This window comes from uncultured Rothia sp. (assembly GCF_916049665.1).
Taxonomy (GTDB): Bacteria; Actinomycetota; Actinomycetes; order Actinomycetales; family Micrococcaceae; genus Rothia.
Genome location: NZ_CAJZIE010000012.1, coordinates 21,873 through 40,387 on the forward strand (window position 1 = coordinate 21,873; position 18,515 = coordinate 40,387).

Consider the following 18,515-nt stretch of genomic DNA (forward strand, 5'->3'; position numbering starts at 1 on the left):
GTGGCTTAGGTCTTTCAGTAATGACCTAAGTTTTTCGACCATAGGTTAGTGACTTTGGTGGGGTCTTTTAACTACCGCCAAAGACCGTAACCTATCACCGAATTCGGCGCCCCCTCCACAGCAGACGCTACTATAGTGGCATGCGATACACCTACCTTGGCCCCTCCGGCACCTTCACCGAATCCGCCCTGCTGAGCGTCCCCGGCGCATCCGACGCCGAACGGATCCCCGCCACCAGCGTGCCCGACGCGCTCGCACGCCTCAACGCGGGCGAGGCAGACGCCGCCATGGTGCCCATCGAAAACTCCGTGGAGGGCGGCGTGAGCGCAACCCTGGATGCTATCGCAGCCAGCGAGGGTGTACGCATTATCCGCGAGGTGCTCGTACCAATCCGCTTCGTGCTGGTCGCCGCGAAGCCCATCAGCATCGAAGACGTTAAGACCATCTCCACCCACTCGCACGCCTGGGCGCAGGTGCGCGGCTGGGCGCAGGAGAATGTACCCACCGCCGCCTACCTGCCCGGCTCCTCCACCGCCGCGGCGGCTGTCGGCCTGCTCGAAGAGGGCTGCACCTACGATGCGGCAATCTGCTCCCCGGCGCTGCTGAACTACCACCCCGAACTGCACGTACTGCAGGACAACATCGGCGACAACAAGAACGCCGTGACCCGCTTCGTGCTGCTCTCCCGCACCGCCGACATCCCCGAATCGACCGGCTCCGATAAGACCACCCTGACCGTGCCGTTGCCCGCCAACCGCGCCGGCGCCCTGCTCGAACTGCTCGAACAGTTCTCCGTGCGCGGCGTGAACCTCTCCCGCATCGAATCGCGCCCCACCGGCGAAGGCATGGGCTCCTACTCGTTCAGCATCGACGCCGACGGCCACATCTACGAGGCACGCATGCGCGATGCACTGCGCGGCCTGCACCGCGTCTCCCCGACGCTGAAATTCCTCGGCTCCTACCCGCGCGCCGACCACGAAAACACCGAAGTCGACGCCATCCACTCCGATGGCTCCTTCGACGCCGCACACGAATGGGTTGAGTCGCTCTTCCCGAACGGTCGCCCCGCACAGCTGCAGCGCCGCTAGACACCCCCGCACCTACCCGCGCCCCACCAGCGCAAACCCCGCCCACAACCCACCGCAAGATTAGGTAGGATAAAACAGTGATTGATATTAACCTCCTCCGCGAAAACCCCGACGTCTTCCGCGCCTCCCAGCGAGCACGCGGCAAGGACGAAACCCACGTCGACCGCATCCTCGAAGCCGACACCGCACGCCGCGCACTCATCGGCGAATACGAGACCCTGCGCGCCGAACAGAACGCCTTCGGCAAGACCGTCGCAAAGGCACCCAAGGAAGAAAAGCCCGCCCTCGTCGCACAGGCGAAGGAACTGGCAGCCCGCGTCAACGAAGCAAAGGCAGCCTCCGAAGCGAAAACCGCCGAATACGAGGAACTGATCAGCAGCATCGAAAACCTCATCATCGACGGCGTACCCGTCGGCGGCGAAGACGACTACGTAGTCGTCAAGGAAGTCGGCACCCCCCGCGACTTCACCACCGAAGGCTTCGAACCGCGCGACCACCTCGAAATCGGCGAACTCGTCGACGGCATCGACATGGCACGCGGCGCGAAGGTCTCCGGCGCACGCTTCTACTTCCTCAAGGGCCAGGTAGCACGCCTCGAACAGGCACTCATGTGGATGGCGCTCGACCTCGCAACCGAGCACGGCTTCACCATGATGACCACCCCCACCCTGGTACGCCCCGAAATCATGAACGGCACCGGCTTCAACGTCAAGCACGACGACGAAATCTACCGCCTCGAACGTGATGACCTGTACCTGGTCGGCACCTCCGAGGTGGCGCTCGCCGGCTACCACACCGACGAAATTCTCGACTTTGAGAAGGGCGCGAAGAAGTACCTGGGCTGGTCCTCCTGCTACCGCCGCGAGGCTGGCTCCGCAGGTAAGGACACCCGCGGTATCATTCGCGTGCACCAGTTCAACAAGGCTGAAATGTTCGTCTACTGCCCCGTCGAGCAGGCAGAAGAGATGCACGCAAAGCTGCTGTCCCTCGAAGAGGAAATGTTGCAGCGCTGCGGCCTCGCATACCGCGTGATTGACACCGCCGCAGGCGACCTGGGTACCTCCGCAGCCCGCAAGTTCGACTGCGAGGCGTGGGTCCCCACCCAGGGCACCTACCGCGAGCTGACCTCCACCTCAAACTGCACCACCTACCAGGCGCGCCGCCTGAACATCCGCGAGCGCACCCCGGACACCGTGGACGAGGCAGGCAACGTGCGTAAGGGCCGCACCCGCTCCGTAGCGACCCTGAACGGCACCCTGGCGACGACTCGCTGGGTGGTTGCCATCCTGGAGACTCACCAGCAGGCAGACGGCTCCGTACGTATCCCCGAGGCACTCCGCCCGTACATGGGTGGCGCTGAGGTCATCCCCGCAGTAGCTGCTGAGTAATCTCACAACCAGCTGAAAAACCCGCTCACCGCGTAAACGGTGGGCGGGTTTTTGCGTATCCCGGTAGTCTAAGAACTATGCCTCTATACCGTAAACTCCTTGGTGTTTCTGCGGCGGCGGCTCTGACCGCCTCCGTCACTCGTGCCCGCCGTGAAGCGCGCCGACGCGCTATCGAACTGGGCGCGCCCTTCGGCGTTCTGCCGACCCTGCCCACCGGTGAGGCGCAGCGCGTGGGCGTGGTGTACAACCCGAGCAAGCCCGGTGCTGCGGCGGCTATTGAGATTCTGGAACGTACCCTCGCGGCGAACGGCCACCCGCAGGCGCTGGTGCGCACCACCCGCGTGGACGAGCCCGGTTCCGGGGCTGCCCGCGAGCTGATTGCTGAGGGTGTTGATCTGCTCATTGCTGCCGGTGGTGACGGTACGGTGCGTGCTGTGGCGGCGGCGCTGGCGCATTATGAGGGTCCCAAGCCGCGCCTGGGTATTCTGCCGATGGGTACCGGTAACCTGCTGGCGCGTAACCTGTACATTCCGGTGAGTGACGTGGCGGCGTGCGTGAATATTGCGCTCAACGGTGCAGGTCAGAGCGTTGATGCGATTGAGATGACGACGACGAGCACCCCCGGCGAAGAAACCGAACACACGTTCTTTGTAATGAGTGGTGCCGGCTTTGATGCGCTCGTCATGAATGATACGAACGAGGATATTAAGGCGAAGTTCGGCTGGGTTGCGTACGTGCAGTCCGGCATGAAGCATATGCTGGGCAGGTCGCATCCGGTGCGCATTAGCGTGGACGGTGGGGAGCCTCGTACTTTGCCGATGCGGTCGGTGCTGATCGCGAATTGTGGCCGCCTGCAGGGTGGTATTCGCCTGGCGGATATGACGGATGTGAATGACGGTAATCTTGAGGTGATTGTGGCATCGCCGCGTGACCTGGTGGAGTGGGGGCTGCTGATGGCGAAGGTTACGCGCCGCACGATTTTGGGTTCGCCGCGCATTGAGTTGCCGGTGATTCGCCACCTGGTGGGGTCTGAGGTGGTGTTGGAGTTCCCGGATGGTGCGCAACCGGTTGAGGTGGATGGCGACCCGGCACCGTCGGCGTACCGCATTAGCGCGCGCGTGCTGCCTGCCGCCGTGGAGGTGGCGGTCCACCCCGAGGTGCTCTAGTGGGTGTAGTGAAGGTGCTGTGGGAGAGGCTGGCACCACCCCGAATCACCTATATGTGACCTGGATTATGAAAAAAATCGCGGATTTTTTCACTATTCCTTAAAAATTTTAGGAATAATGAAAAAAATCGCGGTTTTTTTCACTATTAAGGAGGACTAGATGAGTGTTGCCGGTCACGGATACCGAACTCTGAAAAGTATTTTCCATGAACGCGGCGAAGCTGCCGTACAGGAGGAACTGCAGGTACGCCGCAACGGCTACTCCACCTACCTCCTCAACGATTTCATGGTAGGGGAGCACCCCCTGTTCTACTTGGTGGATCGTACCGTGCTTGCCCATTACGACCGTATTATGGTGCGGGAGCGGACTATCGAACAGCTGAGTTCTCGCTTACCTGGTGTCGCGATGAGGAGCTACCTATCTGACCTGGCAGTACGCAGCATCGTGGCCACTGACAGCATTGAAGGTGTGCATACAACTCGCCGGCTGATTTCTGACGCACTTACATCTGGTGACAGTGAAGATCCTCGCGCTAAACGTGCTGTGGAATTTATGAATCTATTGAACACACTAGGAGAACGTCGGCCGCCTGATACGGTCGAGGAAGTGCGCAAGCTTTATGACACCCTGCTTGAGGGGCATCTGGATGATGAAAATCGTCTAGACGGAGCACTTTTTCGTGCCGGTCCTGTCCATATCACTAGTGGTACTAAGGTTGTGCATAAGCCCCCGATGGGCGAGGAAGCTATCACCGCTAACATTCAGGCGGCGCTCGACCACGCCCTTGACCCGAACGTGCCGGCGTTATTCTCTGCAATCGCCGCGCATTTTATGGTGGAGTACACACATCCCTTCTACGACGGCAACGGACGATTTGGCAGGTACCTCCTCGCTTCCCATATGGTGTGGGTACTCAGCCACCTGACGGCGCTTACTCTGCCGAGCACACTTAACCTCCATAAAGAGCGTTATTACAAGGCGTTTTCTGATGCTGAGGAGCGACTCAACTACGGTGAAGTAACTACTTTTCTGCATGCCTTCCTTGAACTGATTGAGAAGGCACAGGAATACCTAGAAAAGGAGTTGGCGACCCGCTACGAGGCGCTAGTATCGCTGAATAAGCGTACTGCTGAGTTGAATCAGAACCATGAGTGGCTGAGGGGCGAAACAGCAAAAAATCAGAAGAAGGTGGATTCCCTGCTTGACCTTCTGCATCTGTTGGGACAAGCCAATATTTTCCGTGCGCCAGTCGCCCCCACCTCAAGCGAGCTACAGGAGGTGTTGGGTGTTACGGCGCCGACTCTGCGCGATAGACTCAAACTGCTGCAGGGGCTTGGGTTTGTTGAGGGCGTGAAGGCTGGCCGTACGATGCGCTGGTCCCTCACCGAGGCGGGAATCGCCCTGCTGGGCCTGCCCGCCGTTGATGATGACGAAGAATAGCCCACGAGCATAAGAAACAGGGGAGGGGACGCACCGGAGTGCGTCCCCTCCCCTAAAAACTGTTGTTTCCCGTAACTCCTAGTAGTGGTAGTGATAGTGATAACGAGGAGTCGAGGCAGCCACCGCGGTAGCTGTAGTCGCTGCCAGAATGCCGGTAAGCAGAACGTTCGCCTTGCGCTGTTCATACAGCTGCTGATTCATCAGGTCCTCCACAATAGCGTTATGGATTCGCTGCTCCTCAGCCTGCTGCTCCATGCTGAGGCGAACCCACAGCTCGTGCTTCTCCTTCTCGAACAGGTTCAGCGCATCCTGCAGGGTGAAGGACCGACCCTGCCGCACGTACTTGTACAGGCTGTCCGAGGCGTACGGGTACAGGTAGTCTTCCGGGTACCAGTGGGAGAAACGCTCCATGTACTCCTTATGTACCTTCGATAGTTCCGCACGTGCCGGGTCCTCATACTCGCGCCACACAGATTCGTTGTGCGCCTGGCGTTTCAGGTTCTCTCGCTCCACACTCATCATTGCCAGCGGGTAGATGCCGAAGTACTTCCACAGCCACCAGGCAACCGCGATAGCAGCGGCAGAAACCAACGCCGGGACGTGGATGGTGTGCCAGGGAATATCACTGGAGTGAATCTGCGGGTTAGCGACAAGATACCGCAGGTACGTCACCATCATGATGAGGGCACTAATAAGGTACGTCCAGGCGAGGACCTTCACGAAAGCTACAAAGAGCTTAGTGATTTTGATGCGAGGCGGGTTAGGCACAGCGGTAACGTACGACTCCTGGGCGCTCTTCAAAGAAGCCGCCCAGGGTGCTGCGCGATCCACCAGCTGCTTGACCTGGCGGAGGTGTTCCAGCAGGTCCTGACGCTGATGCATCTGCTCCTGCGGAATCGGGGAATGAGTGGATGGTGCCGGGATGGGGGTGGGACTACTGGACGACATGGGGGTCTGCGACATTGGTGTGCCCTTTTCGTAGTGTGAATCGGTGTTTTATTCAGCCGGTGCGGCGGTTTCAGCTCTGACTAGGCGGCTTTCCAGGTGACGTACTTGCCCTTGTCATATTCGTCAGTCACCTGCGGCTGCTCGGCGGGAACCCACAGAGCCCAGTCGCCGTTGTGCCATTCCAGGGTCGTCTCAAAGTAACGGTAGGTACCTGACGGGGTCTGAAAGAGAATGCGGATGACTGCGCGTTCCGGGGTGTACGACATGTAGCGGTACCCCATGATACGAACCACGGTGCGGGTCTTCGTGTCCTGCAGACGTTCCTTGGTGATTTGCTCAGCGCCGGGTCCGATGACGGTCGGCATGTACGCCTCCGGGCTGTCATTAACGTGGATGACCGCCCACGCGGCTGCGTACAGGGCACCCTGCGCAGAGTGCTCAAAACAGCTGCGAATAGGGGACTCTACAACGGGGCCGGCGGTCTGCGAGACGGGTCCGGTCCACCCCGACTCGGTGGTCACCCACTGGGTGTCTTTCGGGGCGGTTTTCAGGACGGTCTTGTCTGCGGATGCTCCAGCACCGCACGTGCCGGGCTCAATCACGACGCCGGGTTTAGCTTTTAGGGTTTCGTTGGGGGAGGCGCCTCCTCGCGGCACCCACAGGAGGGTGAGCCCGAGGAGTAGCAGGCCAATGATGTAGAAGAACCCGATGAGCGCGCGGGGAATGGCTGGACCTGATGCGGTGTTATATGTTTTCACGAGTCTCCAATCGTATCTTCCCGGCGGTGGGTTATAGACTGAGCCAGCCCCTCGGCGCTGGGGGCGGTGTTTACTGGTTGAGAGTGAGTGGAGACAGTAGAGCATCCCCATGTGAGGTGCCTCCTTAGGAAGCGGAATCACCGGCTACTGGGTGCTCTCATATGAGCGTCAAAAGATACCCTAGCATGCCTACCGTCAGGGCGCTGAGCGGGCGGTCATTCTCTCATGAAGAGAGAGCGCGAAACAAGAAAAAGGCGCACCCCGTAGGTGGTAATCCGTCGTTTTATCCTGATAATCCCCAATATACGGAGGTTGTATCTACCCGCAACCGGTTTAGTCATGCATGACTGGGAGTCTAGTTTCAGATGCAGAAAAGGCACCCGCTGAGGGTGCCTTATGCGCGAGGTCCGTAGCTTCGACCAGAATCCACCAGTACACCCCGCTACGGCTCACCCGGTATACCTCATCGCCTTGCGGCGACTACCTCAGGGTTCTTGCTTTACCTTGCACCCTCAACTATACGGAACCCCTCCACACCCTGCAAACGATATGGTTATGGAACGCCACCTAATCCAACGCCACCTAATCCGAAATGAGGTAGATGAACCTTCTGCCTGGTATCTGAGAATTTCTAATACGGGACGGTGCGCCAGAGCGTAAAGTAGCGGCATGACCAACGGCGGTGCACACCTACGGGAAGTGCGTTAGGGTGGGAATATACGAGGTGCCTCCCAAGAAAACGGGGGGTGGGGATCGCCGTCGACGCGAGAAGAAGCATGCGGCGGAAAAGCCTGCCGACTAGGCGAGAAGTGCAAGAAGCAAAATCTTCCGCCGAACCCAGCGCAACCGGGCAGTATCAGCCCGTCGACTACCTTCCGGAAAGGGGATAACCGTGGAAGACAGCACCCCCGATTTTGATGCGCTCTACGAATACATCGTGTGTAATGGCCCTGAAGTGTTCACCGAGCTAATTCGTGCAGAAGAAGACGAAGAAAAGCGTTATTTCTACTATTCTCTACAGGACTATTCTCTGCAGCAGAAGCAGCGCGTCATCATCGCTGATGAGAACTTCGTAGTCTAAATCGACAACACCCGCTGGTACGAGCCGGTGTACTGGCGTGCCGGTTCAAAGGTGTTGCTCGACGAGCCGAGATACGGTCTGCACCTCAGCTAACCGTCACCTCCCACCCTCACATCCCAGCCGTGAGGCCGACCTGCGAAGGTCAAGAAAGGAACATCCAGTGTCAGATCGTTTTGACCTGCACCTGCGCTACCCCGAACTATTCGAGCCGCTCACCGAAGAGCAGCGCCGCAACATCATGCAGCCCCTCGCCTCATCCTGGCTTGAGGGCGACAACCCCACCCGCGAAGACGTCACGCTACTCATCGACTACGAGCTCGGGCGAATCACCGCGGAAGAATACGACCGGCAGGCACTAGCGAAGGCGCTCGCTTACCAGGTGCTGACAAGCCAAAACGTGGACCAGCACGCAGAGGAGGGCGAATAAACCGTGAATCATCAGCAGAACTGGGTGGCGTACTTCTACCCCGAACCCTACCAGCACGTCATGCGGAACAAGCCGGGTATCAAGGACCCCGCGGCGCTGTCGCTCTATGAGCACCGCATCGTCACCCGACGGGGCTACGAGCTCACCAAGAACCCCGAGCTCATCGCCCACACCTTCAACGCGGAGCACCTCAAGGCCATTCACCGCTACCTTTTCCAGGACGTGTACGACTGGGCGGGGGAGTACCGCACCGTGGACATGTCCAAGGGTGTGAGTGCTTTCGCGAGCGTTCAGCGCGGGCCCTTGAGTATTGACCGGTACCTCGACTACGTTTTCGCCACTAGCCGCGCGACTGACTGGGCGAGCCTGAACCATCAGGAGTTTGTGGAGGTTGCCGCCGCGATTTTTGCGCACCTGAACCACGCGCATCCCTTCCGCGAGGGTAATGGTCGTGCGACCCGCATTTTTATGGATCATGTGGCGGCGCGTAGTAATTTCCGGTTTGATTATGCGCGTGCTGGCCTTCGCGGCTGGAACCAGAGTTCGATGTTTAGCGGCCCGGATCGCGGGTATTTTGAGGTGCATCCGGAGGAGCTGCATCAGCTGTTCGGCATCATTACTGTGCCGTGTGACGCGTAGTCAGGCCACTAATACACCTCGGGCAGATGCCCGATGAGGGCATTAAAGCGCGGATGTCCGCCACCTTATTGGTAAGGCGGTGGGTTTTCCCTGTATGCGCGGGGGTGAGCCCGACAGACACGCTTATATGTTGGATTTTGGTCAAATTATTGTATATTTGTCCCGTACCCTCTTTCAGTGCATGCCCGAGAAGGTAACATCTCAGCCGACGTTGGCTGTTCATTATAGACTGCATCACACAGTGCTTACATCGAATTTGGCCCGAGTTGTGAAGTCAACGGGGGATTTTCAAGAGGCGGAGCGACTGTTCAGAGAGGCTATCGCGATGGACCCAGAGTTCGCCGAATATCACCAGGATTTCGCGTCGTTCTTGAGCGATATGGGCCGTTTTGAGGAAGTAGCGGTAGAGGCAGGACGCACGGTTGAGCTCGATCCGAGCATAGATGTCCAGATAGCTCTCAACGACCTCCAAGCCCGTTTTCCGAACGACGAACTTATTAACGAGGCCGTACACCTGAACTCGAATACCGAATGACTGGAAACATAATGGTGATCAATCACAAGCGACGGGGCGAAACACAGAGCGCTGCTCGTAGCCTGCATCTGAGAGACATGCCCATCGAGCACTTGTATGCGCGCTATCAAAGGATAGCGCGGAACCTGCCGAGACGGATCCGCTGGCTTGCTTTGGTATTCGCGCCAACGAGCACGAGTTTCACCGTCTTCACCGCTGGCCTACTGAATGTTGCAGGGGCTCTGATGATTACGGCAGGTATCGGCCAGGTAACGTCAGGTGAGAGGGCCCCAGGCAGTGCTATTTGGTTACTCATCTTCGCTTTCCTGGCTGAAAGCCTAGGGTACTGGGTGAAGGAACGCCAAGAGCTTATTCTCACGATCGCGGTTCGACAGCTTACATACCGCCGTTTCCGGGACATCTTTGGTAGGTCATCCCATCCGCCGGAAGCTCACGGGCATGTTCTCACATACCCAGCACAGATCAGCCAGTTTGCCTTCGTTGTTGATTTCGCCGTTTCAACCGTTCAGATTATTGCCTTTCTCGCGGCTTCGCTCGCGCTATATGGTGCAAGCGGCGCCATCGCTGCGTTGCTTATCACTGGATTGGTATTCGTCAGCGTCCGTCTCATCAACTTGGTGGGCCGACTATGGGAACAGTACGTCGCTCTAGAGGGAGAGCGTAGGCAGTGGATCCAGCGTGTAGCAAACGCGCTGCCTCGGGGGCAAAGCATCCCCAGCTGGGGTACCGCCCTGGACAAGGTCGCTAGCATCCGAAACACCGAAGAGCAGCTTCTGCGCAGACGGGTTCCGTTGCAGGTCCTGAATGGATTCCTTGAACGGGGAGCACTAACTGCGGTGCTCGCTGTGGTTGCGGTTCTCGGCGCGTGGCTCTGGCCATCCGCTTCTTTCGGTGTTGGAATTATTTTGGCAGCCCGCTACCTGTACGCAGCGGTGCAGAACAACATCGTAAACTATCGGGTTATTCGGCTCGCTGTGCCAATGATGCGTGAGCTCGACAAGCTCGAGTCGTCTCCAAATTGCACGGTTAAACAGCAGGACTGGGTGGGGCAGCCTTCAAATTCTAGAGAGGTGCTTGCAGCTACGTCTGAGCGCGCTGAAGCATTGCGCACATCCGTGACCACCCCCGATTCTGCTTTCGTACCACGCAACCCGGAAGTGTCCCATTCGGTGTTGTCAGCGTGGCGAGCTTCTGCTTCGCCACATCAGGTATCCCGGTTCACTAGCCTCGCTTTAGGTATGGGGCTCACTGAGGATGTGATCGGGCGGTTCTGGCAAGACGCAACAACCTTGTCGTCAGGAGAGAGACACCGTGCTGCTGTAGCTATCGTTTTGGCAGACAAACCGGACTGGCTAATTTTGGACGATACGTTCGCAGCGCTTGATCCTGTAACACGAGAAGTGGTTGCCGAGAGGATCTTAGAGTGCGTGCCAAAGTGCACACTTCTGGCAAGCTCGGAGGAGTACGTACCGAGTGCCTTCACCCCCGGCAATGATGCGAGGGTAGACCCTCTTGAATTGCAGGCTCATAGCCCCGGGGCAGCTAAGGAGGCAGATGCTGGTTCGACGGATGTGAGCGAGGGACAGGACCTTCCTGACCCTGAGCCGAAGCGTGCCACATTCCGACGATCGGCCCTGTTGTTGTTTGGACCGCATTTGGTGTGGATTACGTGTGGCGCCCTACTCTTGAGCGGATCCGAAGTTGCTTTTGCATTGACGATTGCTCACAGTGATGGGCTGTCTGCTCAGGTTGCTGGAGTGTCAGCTGCTTGCGCACTGGCAGCAATTGTTGGATCCGTCATGTTCTTTGGCCCGCTCTATTGGGCTCCCATCGCTAGGCTGAGCGATTTGCACGACCGGGTTATACGGAGGCTCGATCGATTCGCTAGTCCTAGAACAAGCGGTGCGGTCATGGGGCGGATGGGTGAAGACTTCTCCGACCTTCAGATGGCGGTGCCTAGCGCCCTGGGTTCGGTATTTATGGTCATTCTACAGACCTTTATGCTCATCGGAGGCGCAGTGGCCGGCGCCCCGCTGTTCATAATCGTTGTGTTGGCGGTAGCACCCCTAGCGATGCTTGCTATGCGTCAGGGTTCAAAGTGGATTCTCCCTGCCTCGACGACGGCTGCCAATCGCCGAGGTGACTTCATCGGGGTGGTTGGTGCCCAGGCTGGCTTACACGCTGCGCCCGTCAGTGCAGGGCTGCGTCGGGCTGGAGAAGAAGCCTACGCTCATTCGGAGGCTGCATACGTCAGCAGCTCGATTCAGTTGGCGAACGCCTACGCACTGCGTACGGGACTGATCCAGTTGCTTGTGTTGTCACTGAATGTTTCTGCAGTGGTATTGGCACTGATGGTCGAAGGATCGAACTCAGTGGTTGCTCCCGCGGTCGTAATATATTTTGCAGTAACTCTGTCATCTGGCATCCAATCTACGGTGGAGACGCTGCAACAGGTTGGTGTAGTCAGCTTGACTGCGGAGCGTGTTCGGATGCTTGAAGAGTACCGGGCCGACCGTTCTTATCCGCCCGTGCGGTCTGCTGACCTGGCTCTGCTTGAGAGCGTTCTTGACTCTGGGTGTTCTATGGTTGCCTTGATTGGACCAACTGGCGCGGGGAAGTCCGTCATGCTTGATGCTCTATACCGCCGGTATCCCCAAGGCGAAGTGGTAATCGTACCAGATATCGATCCGTTCGCATCTGAAGCATCGAATTCGAGCGGGCTCATGCTTGCGCGTTCCGTGTTACGTGACGGCGCTGCCCGGCTTGTGTTGCTTGATGAGACCTTGAAGAGTCTCACTCCGTCAGAGGAGCGCACTGAGCTCGAATCGATGGCGTGCGCTATCGAAGGCAGTGACAAGCAGGTTGTGATTGTCCTTCACTCGCGCTCTAACCTTGATCGTTTCAAAGAAGTGGTGAATTTAGATGAGTAAGCTGACCCAAGTACTACGTTTTTCTCCAAGAACTATCGCAGTAGCTGCTGAGTAAAGGATTGCCCGCCCGCTAAGGCGTATCAAAACCAGCCGAAAAACCCGCCCACCGCGTAAATGGTGGGCGGGTTTCTGCGTAACCGGGTAGTCTAAGAACTATGCCTCTATACCGTAAACTCCTTGGTGTTTCCGCGGCGGCAGCGCTGACCGCCTCCGTCACTCGCGCCCGCAAGAACGCGCGTCGACGCGCTATCGAACTGGGTGCGCCCTTCGGCGTTCTGCCGAGCCTGCCCACCGGTGAGGCGCAGCGCGTGGGCGTGGTGTACAACCCCAGCAAGCCCGGCGCTGCGCCGGCTATCGAGATTCTGGAACGTACCCTCGCGGCGAACGGCCACCCGCAGCCGCTGGTGCGCACCACCCGCGTGGACGAGCCTGGTTCTGAGGCAGCCCGCGAGCTGATTGCCGAGGGCGTTGACCTGCTGATTGCTGCCGGTGGTGACGGTACGGTGCGTGCTGTGGCGGCGGCGCTGGCGCATCATGAGGGGCGCAAGCCGCGTCTGGGTATTCTGCCGATGGGTACCGGCAACCTGCTGGCGCGCAACCTGTACATCCCGGTGAGTGACGTGGCGGCGTGCGTTGATATTGCGCTCAACGGCGCGGGTCAGGCCGTTGACGCGATTGAAATGACGACGACGGGCACCACCGGCGAAGAAACCGAACACACGTTCTTTGTGATGAGTGGTGCCGGCTTTGATGCGCTCGTCATGAACGATACGAACGAGGAGATTAAGGCGAAGTTCGGCTGGGTTGCGTACGTGCAGTCCGGCATGAAGCATATGCTGGGCAGGTCGCATCCGGTGCGCATTAGCGTGGACGGTGGGGAGCCTCGTACTTTGCCGATGCGGTCGGTGCTGATCGCGAATTGTGGCCGCCTGCAGGGTGGTATTCGCCTGGCGGATATGACGGATGTGAATGACGGTAATCTTGAGGTGATTGTGGCATCGCCGCGTGACCTGGTGGAGTGGGGGCTGCTGATGGCGAAGGTTACGCGCCGCACGATTTTGGGTTCGCCGCGCATTGAGTTGCCGGTGATTCGCCACCTGGTGGGGTCTGAGGTGGTGTTGGAGTTCCCGGATGGTGCGCAGCCGGTTGAGGTGGATGGTGATCCGGCACCGTCGGCGTACCGTATTAGTGCGCGGGTGCTGCCTGCCGCCGTGGAGGTGGCGGTCCACCCGGACGTGCTCTAGCGGGTAGCGCCCTAGAGTTGGCTTAAACGTATAAACGCGGTGGGGCATGACCTAATGAAAGGTCGTACCCCACCGCGCTTTTGTCGGTTGTGCCGGTTTTTAGTTTTTAGGCTTCCCAGGTAATGAACTGGTCAGGGTCGTCTACATTCGTGAAAGTCGGCAGAGTGGAAGGAACCCAGAAGCGCCAGTCACCATCATGCCATTCCATGACCATGTCCCAGCTACGGTATGTACCCGAGGGAATTTTGATCATGACGCGGATAGTTGCTCGTTCAGGGGTATAGGAGATGTAGCGGTAACCTACAAGCTGGACTGTGGTAGTTGACTTCTTGGTGCGGCTCTCGCGCGCAGCGTCAGCACCAGGCCCAATCAGAGTAGGCATGTATGCTTCCGGAATCTCATTCACTTGAATGTATGCCCACATAGCCGCATACAGTGCACCCTCAGCCGAGTGCTCGAAGCAGTTACGAATCGGTGAGTTTGCTACCGGACCTGCGGTCTTCGATACCGGACCCATCCAACCCCCATCGGTGGTTACCCACGTGGTGTCCTTGGGGGCTGCGTCCAGTACTGCCTGGTCGTCTGAGGCGCCAGCGCCGCAGGTGCCTGCCGCTACCGTTGAGGTGGCCTTCGACTGAGTCGCACCGTTCGAGCCGCCCGCGGCGGAGGTGTTGGAATTATCGCCGCCGCGCGGAATGAGCACGATGACCAGTACGACGAGGAGGGCGACGACGGCTGCTGCCAGTCCGAAAGCCCAGCGGGGGATGGTGACTCCGCCCTTGTTCTCCATAACAATCTCCAATCTTTTGCCCTAGCTAAGGGCACATTTTGAGGCTTTGCTCTGGTTAGAGCAGAGTCTGAGTGAGTGATAGAAAGGGAAGTGTCGAGTAGTTTCTCTCCTCAGAGAGATACAAGATTTGTTGGTGAGTAGGCTACTGCGCGTTTGCTGGTTAGCGTTTGAATCCCCACTCAGCGAATTTCTCCTTGCCGATGGTGAATCGCTGTGAGGGATCATCAGATTCATCCATCAGTATGTTCGTTGTGAGTTCTGACTTTTCTGAGTCAAAACGCCAATCGCCGTCCTCCCAGACCATGCGGATGGGCACCCAGCCGATATTGATTGACTTGCCCTTCTTCTGAACCATGAAGTAGACCTTCACCGTGGCACGCTCCGTAGAGTATCCCTGGATACTGTAGGCATAAATAACCGATACATAGTCAGACATGTCATCATTCGAGTCGCTGGACTCTTCTTCTTCCCACGGATCGGGTTTGCCATCGTAGCGGCTAGAGAAGATAGCACGACGCGCGTCAGCTGGTATTTCGTCATTACCAATCACAACCATTGCATTAATGGCAGACATAACTGCACCTGTCGGGTTGTGCGCAAAGCACTGGCCCAGACGACCCTGACGCACGGTCGGACCATAAATTTTAGATACCGGATAATGGACGCCATCGGTCATCTGCTCCCAGGTGTAGTCAGAAGGAATATCCGCAGAAAATTCCTTACCCGTCGGCACCTTTACATCGCATACTGCGCGGTGGCTGGTGTTCGCGGAGCTACTTGCCGCTAGAGCTGAGATGGAGGGCTCTGCAGCGCTAGAGGAGGCAGGCTGCTGCTGTTCCGTATTGTTGGAAGAGCCTGCTGCTACGGGGTTTGAGTCTTTACCACCAGGGATAAGAACAATAACCAACAAAACTAGTAGGGCGACTACAGCGGCAGCGACAGCGAGCGCCCAGCGGGGGATGGTCACGCCTTTGGGGTTATTTTCACTCATTTTTTCTCCAAAATGCTTATAAAGCAGTAGAGGTGTTAGCTATCGTTCTTCTTGAACACGTGAGAGGGAAGCTGATTGGTGTCAGTCAGCACTTTGGCTTTGATTTCTGAATCGTCGGAGTCAAAGCGCCAGTCGCCGTCTTCCCAAACCACACGGATAGTGAACTGAACAACGACTCGTCTCGGCGAGCGACTGAGGATTGCAAACTGAACGGTGGCCTGTTCTGGGCTGTAACTCTGAACCTCATAACCGAAAACCTGCATGTCTAGACTCTGCGGAGTTGGGTTATCGAGGGGGTCATTTGAAGTGCGTGCGGACAGCAGAGCACGACGCTCAGCCTCAGAGATCTGGGGGTCACTTTGTGCGTGGACAAGTGAGATTGCAGCCATGGCGGCTCCAGTCGGATTGTGGGCGAAGCACTGACCGGTCTTCCCAACCTTTACCGTCGGACCGTAGATTGCAGATACCGGGTACTGCGCACCGTCGCTAGTAGCGGCCCAGGTGTAATCTGAGGGCACCTCGGCAGAAGATTCTTTGCCGGTGGGTACTTTCACATCGCATACTGCGCGGTGGCTGGTGTTCGCGGGGCTACTTGCCGCTAGAGCTGAGATGGAGGGCTCTGCAGTGCTAGAGGAAGCAGGCTGCGACTGCTCGTTATTTGAAGAGCCTGCTGCTACGGGGTTTGAGTCTTTACCGCCAGGGATAAGAACAATAACCAACAAAACTAGTAGGGCGACTACAGCGGCAACGACAGCGAGCGCCCAGCGCGGGATGGATACGTTATTTGGCTTATTCTCAGCCATAATTTTTCCAATCTATTTCAGAAGTCTTCATACCCAACGGATTTGTAGAAGTACTAGCCGCGGCTCTGCTTGAACACGTGGGAGGGGAGTTGGGATTTATCGGTGAGGACAACAGGCTGCATCTCAGATTTATTGGAGTCCAACCTCCAATCGCCGTCTTCCCAGACCATGCGGATAGGAACACGAACAACCATGCTAGAAGGGACACGATAGCGGATGTAGAGATACACTACTGATTGCTCAGGGGAGTAGCTCTCAATCTCATAGCCCACATAATATGCATCAACTTTTTTATCGTCTGCGGCGGGATGCCAGAGATTGTCCTCTGACGCGTCACGGCGAGATGAGAGCAAAGCCATTCGCTCAGCTTCAGAACTTTCTGAATTACTTAGGGTAGTTACTGCCCCAGCCGCTGCCAACGCGGAGCCGGTTGGGGTGTGAGCATAGCACTGACCTACATGACCAACTCGGACAGTTGGGCCGTACGTCGGGCTGATTGGGTACTCAACTCCCAGCGGTATCCGTTGCCAAGTAAGATCTTCAGGAGCTTTATCCGAATGTTCTGCGCCTGAAGGCACTATTACATTGCAGGTAGCTCGAGCATTGGTGCTCGCGGAGCTACTTGCCGCTAGAGCGGAGATGGAGGGCTCGGCAGATGCTGAATTGGAAGTACCGGCTGAAGAGGACTGCTGCTGTTCCGTATTGTTGGAAGAGCCTGCTGCTACCGGGTTTGAGTCTTTACCGCCAGGGATAAGAACAATGACCAGCAAAACCAGTAGGGCGACGACGGCTGCTGCCAGTCCGAAAGCCCAGCGGGGGATAGTTACTCCACCCTTGTTCTCCATAACAATCTCCAAAATACGTAGACCCCGCGATTCGGGGCGCGACAAAACCACCCCCAGCAGGAGGGCAGAGATTGAATGAGTGATGAGAGTATGCGGTGCCGCAGGAAAAGCATCTGAGCCAGAACACAACATCGAGGACTGCAAGACGCAAAAACACGGCGGCACGTGGTTATCGGTGTCAAAAGATACCCTATCATGCCTAAAGATATCCTGCAGGCGCTCGCCCTGAGCTACCATGATATGAGCTGGACTGCACAAAAAACACCGAATTTCTACCGATAATCCGGTACCTAACCGTGCACCCACTATGCGTCAACGCCCGACGCAGACACCAGCCGCAGGCGGTCGCAACGCTACACAGCCTAAGCATATGCCCCGCCTAGACGCATCACACCGATACATAGATACCGTTCATCAGAGAAAGCCCCTCTCCATGACCCGCAAAATCACCGCAACCGCCGCTGCCCTCGCACTGCTCGCCAGCGGCTGCTCCGCTAGCACCGATAGCTCCGCGCCGGGCGGAACCCTCATCACCGGTGGCGCCTCAACCGCAACCAGCACCCCCACCCCCAGCTCCACCACTCCTGCACCTGCAACCACCACCGCAGGTCGCACCCCCACCGTCGCCGAGGTGACCGCCTCCCCGAGCGCAGAGGCAAGCACCACCGCAGCATCCACCATTGCGGCAGCCACCCCGACCCCGACCGTGAGCCTTGACCCCTCCCCTCTGGCAGGAACCGGTGGCGGACCCCAGCAGCCCTCCAGTGTTCCCACCCTCAACAGCATCACTGACGAAGACCGCGGTCGTGCTCTTGAAGCCGCGAAAGCAATCGTCGCCGCCTACACCAACGGCAAGCCGTACAAGGAATGGTCAGAAGAGCTTTACCCCATGGTCGACCCCGAAGTGCAGAATGAGTACGGGCCTAACTCGCGTATTGACCTTTTGAAAGGAACCGTAATCAGCGCTGAACTGGTTGATGACCCGACCCTGAAAGTTCCTGGTGGGGACAACCCCTACTGGCTCACGGTTAGCGTGCGAGTCGAGGGAAGCCTCAGCCCCGCCTACTATGTGCGTTTGCACCGTACCGCGGAGCGACCCAATAAGTGGAAGGCGTCTCATATCCTTGAACCGCAGGGCTACAAGCTCTTTGCTGAAAAATGGCTCAAGCAGCATAACAAGTAGAGCGATGGGCGCGGCTTCCCGCTAGGATGAGCTCCTGCAGGGGACCTGGGTCGGGGAGCTCTCCCGGCACCCTAACTGCCTATTTGTGACCTGGATTATGAAAGAAATCGCGGATTTTTTCACTATTTCCTGAAAATCAGGAGGATAATGAAAAAAACCGCAATTTTTTACACTATTTTTCTTGCTGTTCACCCCGGTACAGTCCTCGCCTCTAGATGCTGTGACTCGGCAAGAATCCCGATAGCTAGAGAGCCCACCG

General features: G+C 57.7%; 17 protein-coding genes. 11 read left to right on the forward strand and 6 right to left on the reverse strand.

Annotation, left to right across the window (positions count from 1 at the left end; all coding sequences use genetic code 11):
• The first annotated feature begins 140 nt into the window (after positions 1-140).
• The 4 genes from pheA to QZ540_RS02215 all read left to right on the forward strand — a co-directional run bounded on the left by pheA (position 141) and on the right by QZ540_RS02215 (position 5,082).
• A complete protein-coding gene (gene pheA / locus QZ540_RS02200) occupies positions 141-1,088 on the forward strand; it encodes a prephenate dehydratase (protein WP_294627385.1) in 948 nt (315 codons plus the stop codon).
• A 77-nt stretch (positions 1,089-1,165) separates the two neighbouring features.
• Complete coding sequence (serS, locus tag QZ540_RS02205) at positions 1,166-2,476, forward strand: serine--tRNA ligase (protein WP_070674334.1); 1,311 nt, start codon at positions 1,166-1,168, stop codon at positions 2,474-2,476.
• A gap of 77 nt (positions 2,477-2,553) precedes the next feature.
• Positions 2,554-3,642, forward strand: coding sequence for a diacylglycerol kinase family protein (locus QZ540_RS02210; RefSeq protein WP_294627386.1), 1,089 nt, complete (start codon positions 2,554-2,556; stop codon positions 3,640-3,642).
• Positions 3,643-3,801: 159 nt separating this feature from the next.
• On the forward strand, positions 3,802-5,082 hold the full coding sequence (locus QZ540_RS02215) for a Fic family protein (RefSeq protein ID WP_294627388.1): 1,281 nt from the start codon (positions 3,802-3,804) through the stop codon (positions 5,080-5,082).
• A 78-nt stretch (positions 5,083-5,160) separates the two neighbouring features.
• Here the strand turns inward: QZ540_RS02215 and QZ540_RS02220 are convergent, their stop codons facing one another.
• Together QZ540_RS02220 and QZ540_RS02225 are read right to left on the reverse strand one after the other, a co-directional pair.
• Positions 5,161-6,045: a hypothetical protein gene (locus QZ540_RS02220; RefSeq protein WP_141753017.1), complete on the reverse strand. Its 885-nt coding sequence runs from the start codon at positions 6,043-6,045 to the stop codon at positions 5,161-5,163.
• Between the two features lie 65 nt (positions 6,046-6,110).
• Positions 6,111-6,788, reverse strand: a complete 678-nt coding sequence (locus tag QZ540_RS02225; protein WP_294627392.1) for an acyl-CoA synthetase — start codon at positions 6,786-6,788, stop codon at positions 6,111-6,113.
• Between the two features lie 892 nt (positions 6,789-7,680).
• On the opposite strand from QZ540_RS02225, the gene QZ540_RS02230 reads away from it, so the two are divergent.
• The 6 genes from QZ540_RS02230 (at position 7,681) to QZ540_RS02250 (ending at position 13,644) form a co-directional block, all read left to right on the forward strand.
• On the forward strand, positions 7,681-7,869 hold the full coding sequence (locus QZ540_RS02230; RefSeq protein WP_049326772.1) for a hypothetical protein: 189 nt from the start codon (positions 7,681-7,683) through the stop codon (positions 7,867-7,869).
• 160 nt (positions 7,870-8,029) lie between these two features.
• Positions 8,030-8,296 (forward strand): antitoxin VbhA family protein, encoded by a 267-nt coding sequence (locus QZ540_RS02235; RefSeq protein WP_049344655.1) that lies wholly within the window; start codon positions 8,030-8,032, stop codon positions 8,294-8,296.
• 3 nt (positions 8,297-8,299) lie between these two features.
• Positions 8,300-8,935: a Fic family protein gene (locus QZ540_RS02240; protein ID WP_294627394.1), complete on the forward strand. Its 636-nt coding sequence runs from the start codon at positions 8,300-8,302 to the stop codon at positions 8,933-8,935.
• Positions 8,936-9,116: 181 nt separating this feature from the next.
• Complete coding sequence (locus QZ540_RS08455) at positions 9,117-9,470, forward strand: tetratricopeptide repeat protein (RefSeq protein WP_363279937.1); 354 nt, start codon at positions 9,117-9,119, stop codon at positions 9,468-9,470.
• Between the two features lie 77 nt (positions 9,471-9,547).
• Positions 9,548-12,400, forward strand: coding sequence for a hypothetical protein (locus tag QZ540_RS02245; protein WP_294627396.1), 2,853 nt, complete (start codon positions 9,548-9,550; stop codon positions 12,398-12,400).
• A 155-nt stretch (positions 12,401-12,555) separates the two neighbouring features.
• Positions 12,556-13,644, forward strand: a complete 1,089-nt coding sequence (locus QZ540_RS02250; RefSeq protein ID WP_294627398.1) for a diacylglycerol kinase family protein — start codon at positions 12,556-12,558, stop codon at positions 13,642-13,644.
• A 106-nt stretch (positions 13,645-13,750) separates the two neighbouring features.
• Here QZ540_RS02250 and QZ540_RS02255 read toward each other — a convergent pair whose 3' ends face one another.
• The 4 genes from QZ540_RS02255 to QZ540_RS02270 form a co-directional block, all read right to left on the reverse strand.
• Entirely contained in the window at positions 13,751-14,434 is a 684-nt protein-coding gene (locus QZ540_RS02255) for an acyl-CoA synthetase (protein ID WP_294627400.1), read from the reverse strand.
• Between the two features lie 160 nt (positions 14,435-14,594).
• Complete coding sequence (locus QZ540_RS02260) at positions 14,595-15,425, reverse strand: hypothetical protein (protein WP_294627402.1); 831 nt, start codon at positions 15,423-15,425, stop codon at positions 14,595-14,597.
• A 35-nt stretch (positions 15,426-15,460) separates the two neighbouring features.
• The gene (locus tag QZ540_RS02265; protein WP_294627403.1) at positions 15,461-16,228 is read right to left on the reverse strand and encodes a hypothetical protein; all 768 of its coding nucleotides are present in this window, start codon (positions 16,226-16,228) and stop codon (positions 15,461-15,463) included.
• Positions 16,229-16,281: 53 nt separating this feature from the next.
• Positions 16,282-17,073, reverse strand: a complete 792-nt coding sequence (locus tag QZ540_RS02270) for a hypothetical protein (protein WP_294627405.1) — start codon at positions 17,071-17,073, stop codon at positions 16,282-16,284.
• A gap of 433 nt (positions 17,074-17,506) precedes the next feature.
• On the opposite strand from QZ540_RS02270, the gene QZ540_RS02275 reads away from it, so the two are divergent.
• Positions 17,507-18,256: a carbonic anhydrase gene (locus QZ540_RS02275; protein WP_294627407.1), complete on the forward strand. Its 750-nt coding sequence runs from the start codon at positions 17,507-17,509 to the stop codon at positions 18,254-18,256.
• The last annotated feature ends 259 nt before the right edge of the window (positions 18,257-18,515 follow it).

Bases quoted from the DNA above. Each gene is read 5' to 3' on its own strand.
- QZ540_RS02260 (WP_294627402.1), bottom strand. From the start codon at position 15,425: ATGAGTGAAAATAACCCCAAAGGCGTGACCATCCCCCGCTGGGCGCTC.
- QZ540_RS02220 (WP_141753017.1), bottom strand. From the start codon at position 6,045: ATGTCGCAGACCCCCATGTCGTCCAGTAGTCCCACCCCCATCCCGGCA.
- QZ540_RS02270 (WP_294627405.1), bottom strand. From the start codon at position 17,073: ATGGAGAACAAGGGTGGAGTAACTATCCCCCGCTGGGCTTTCGGACTG.
- QZ540_RS02255 (WP_294627400.1), bottom strand. From the start codon at position 14,434: ATGGAGAACAAGGGCGGAGTCACCATCCCCCGCTGGGCTTTCGGACTG.
- QZ540_RS02275 (WP_294627407.1), top strand. From the start codon at position 17,507: ATGACCCGCAAAATCACCGCAACCGCCGCTGCCCTCGCACTGCTCGCC.
- QZ540_RS08455 (WP_363279937.1), top strand. From the start codon at position 9,117: ATGCCCGAGAAGGTAACATCTCAGCCGACGTTGGCTGTTCATTATAGA.
- pheA (WP_294627385.1), top strand. From the start codon at position 141: ATGCGATACACCTACCTTGGCCCCTCCGGCACCTTCACCGAATCCGCC.
- QZ540_RS02215 (WP_294627388.1), top strand. From the start codon at position 3,802: ATGAGTGTTGCCGGTCACGGATACCGAACTCTGAAAAGTATTTTCCAT.
- QZ540_RS02245 (WP_294627396.1), top strand. From the start codon at position 9,548: ATGCCCATCGAGCACTTGTATGCGCGCTATCAAAGGATAGCGCGGAAC.
- QZ540_RS02250 (WP_294627398.1), top strand. From the start codon at position 12,556: ATGCCTCTATACCGTAAACTCCTTGGTGTTTCCGCGGCGGCAGCGCTG.
- QZ540_RS02265 (WP_294627403.1), bottom strand. From the start codon at position 16,228: ATGGCTGAGAATAAGCCAAATAACGTATCCATCCCGCGCTGGGCGCTC.
- QZ540_RS02210 (WP_294627386.1), top strand. From the start codon at position 2,554: ATGCCTCTATACCGTAAACTCCTTGGTGTTTCTGCGGCGGCGGCTCTG.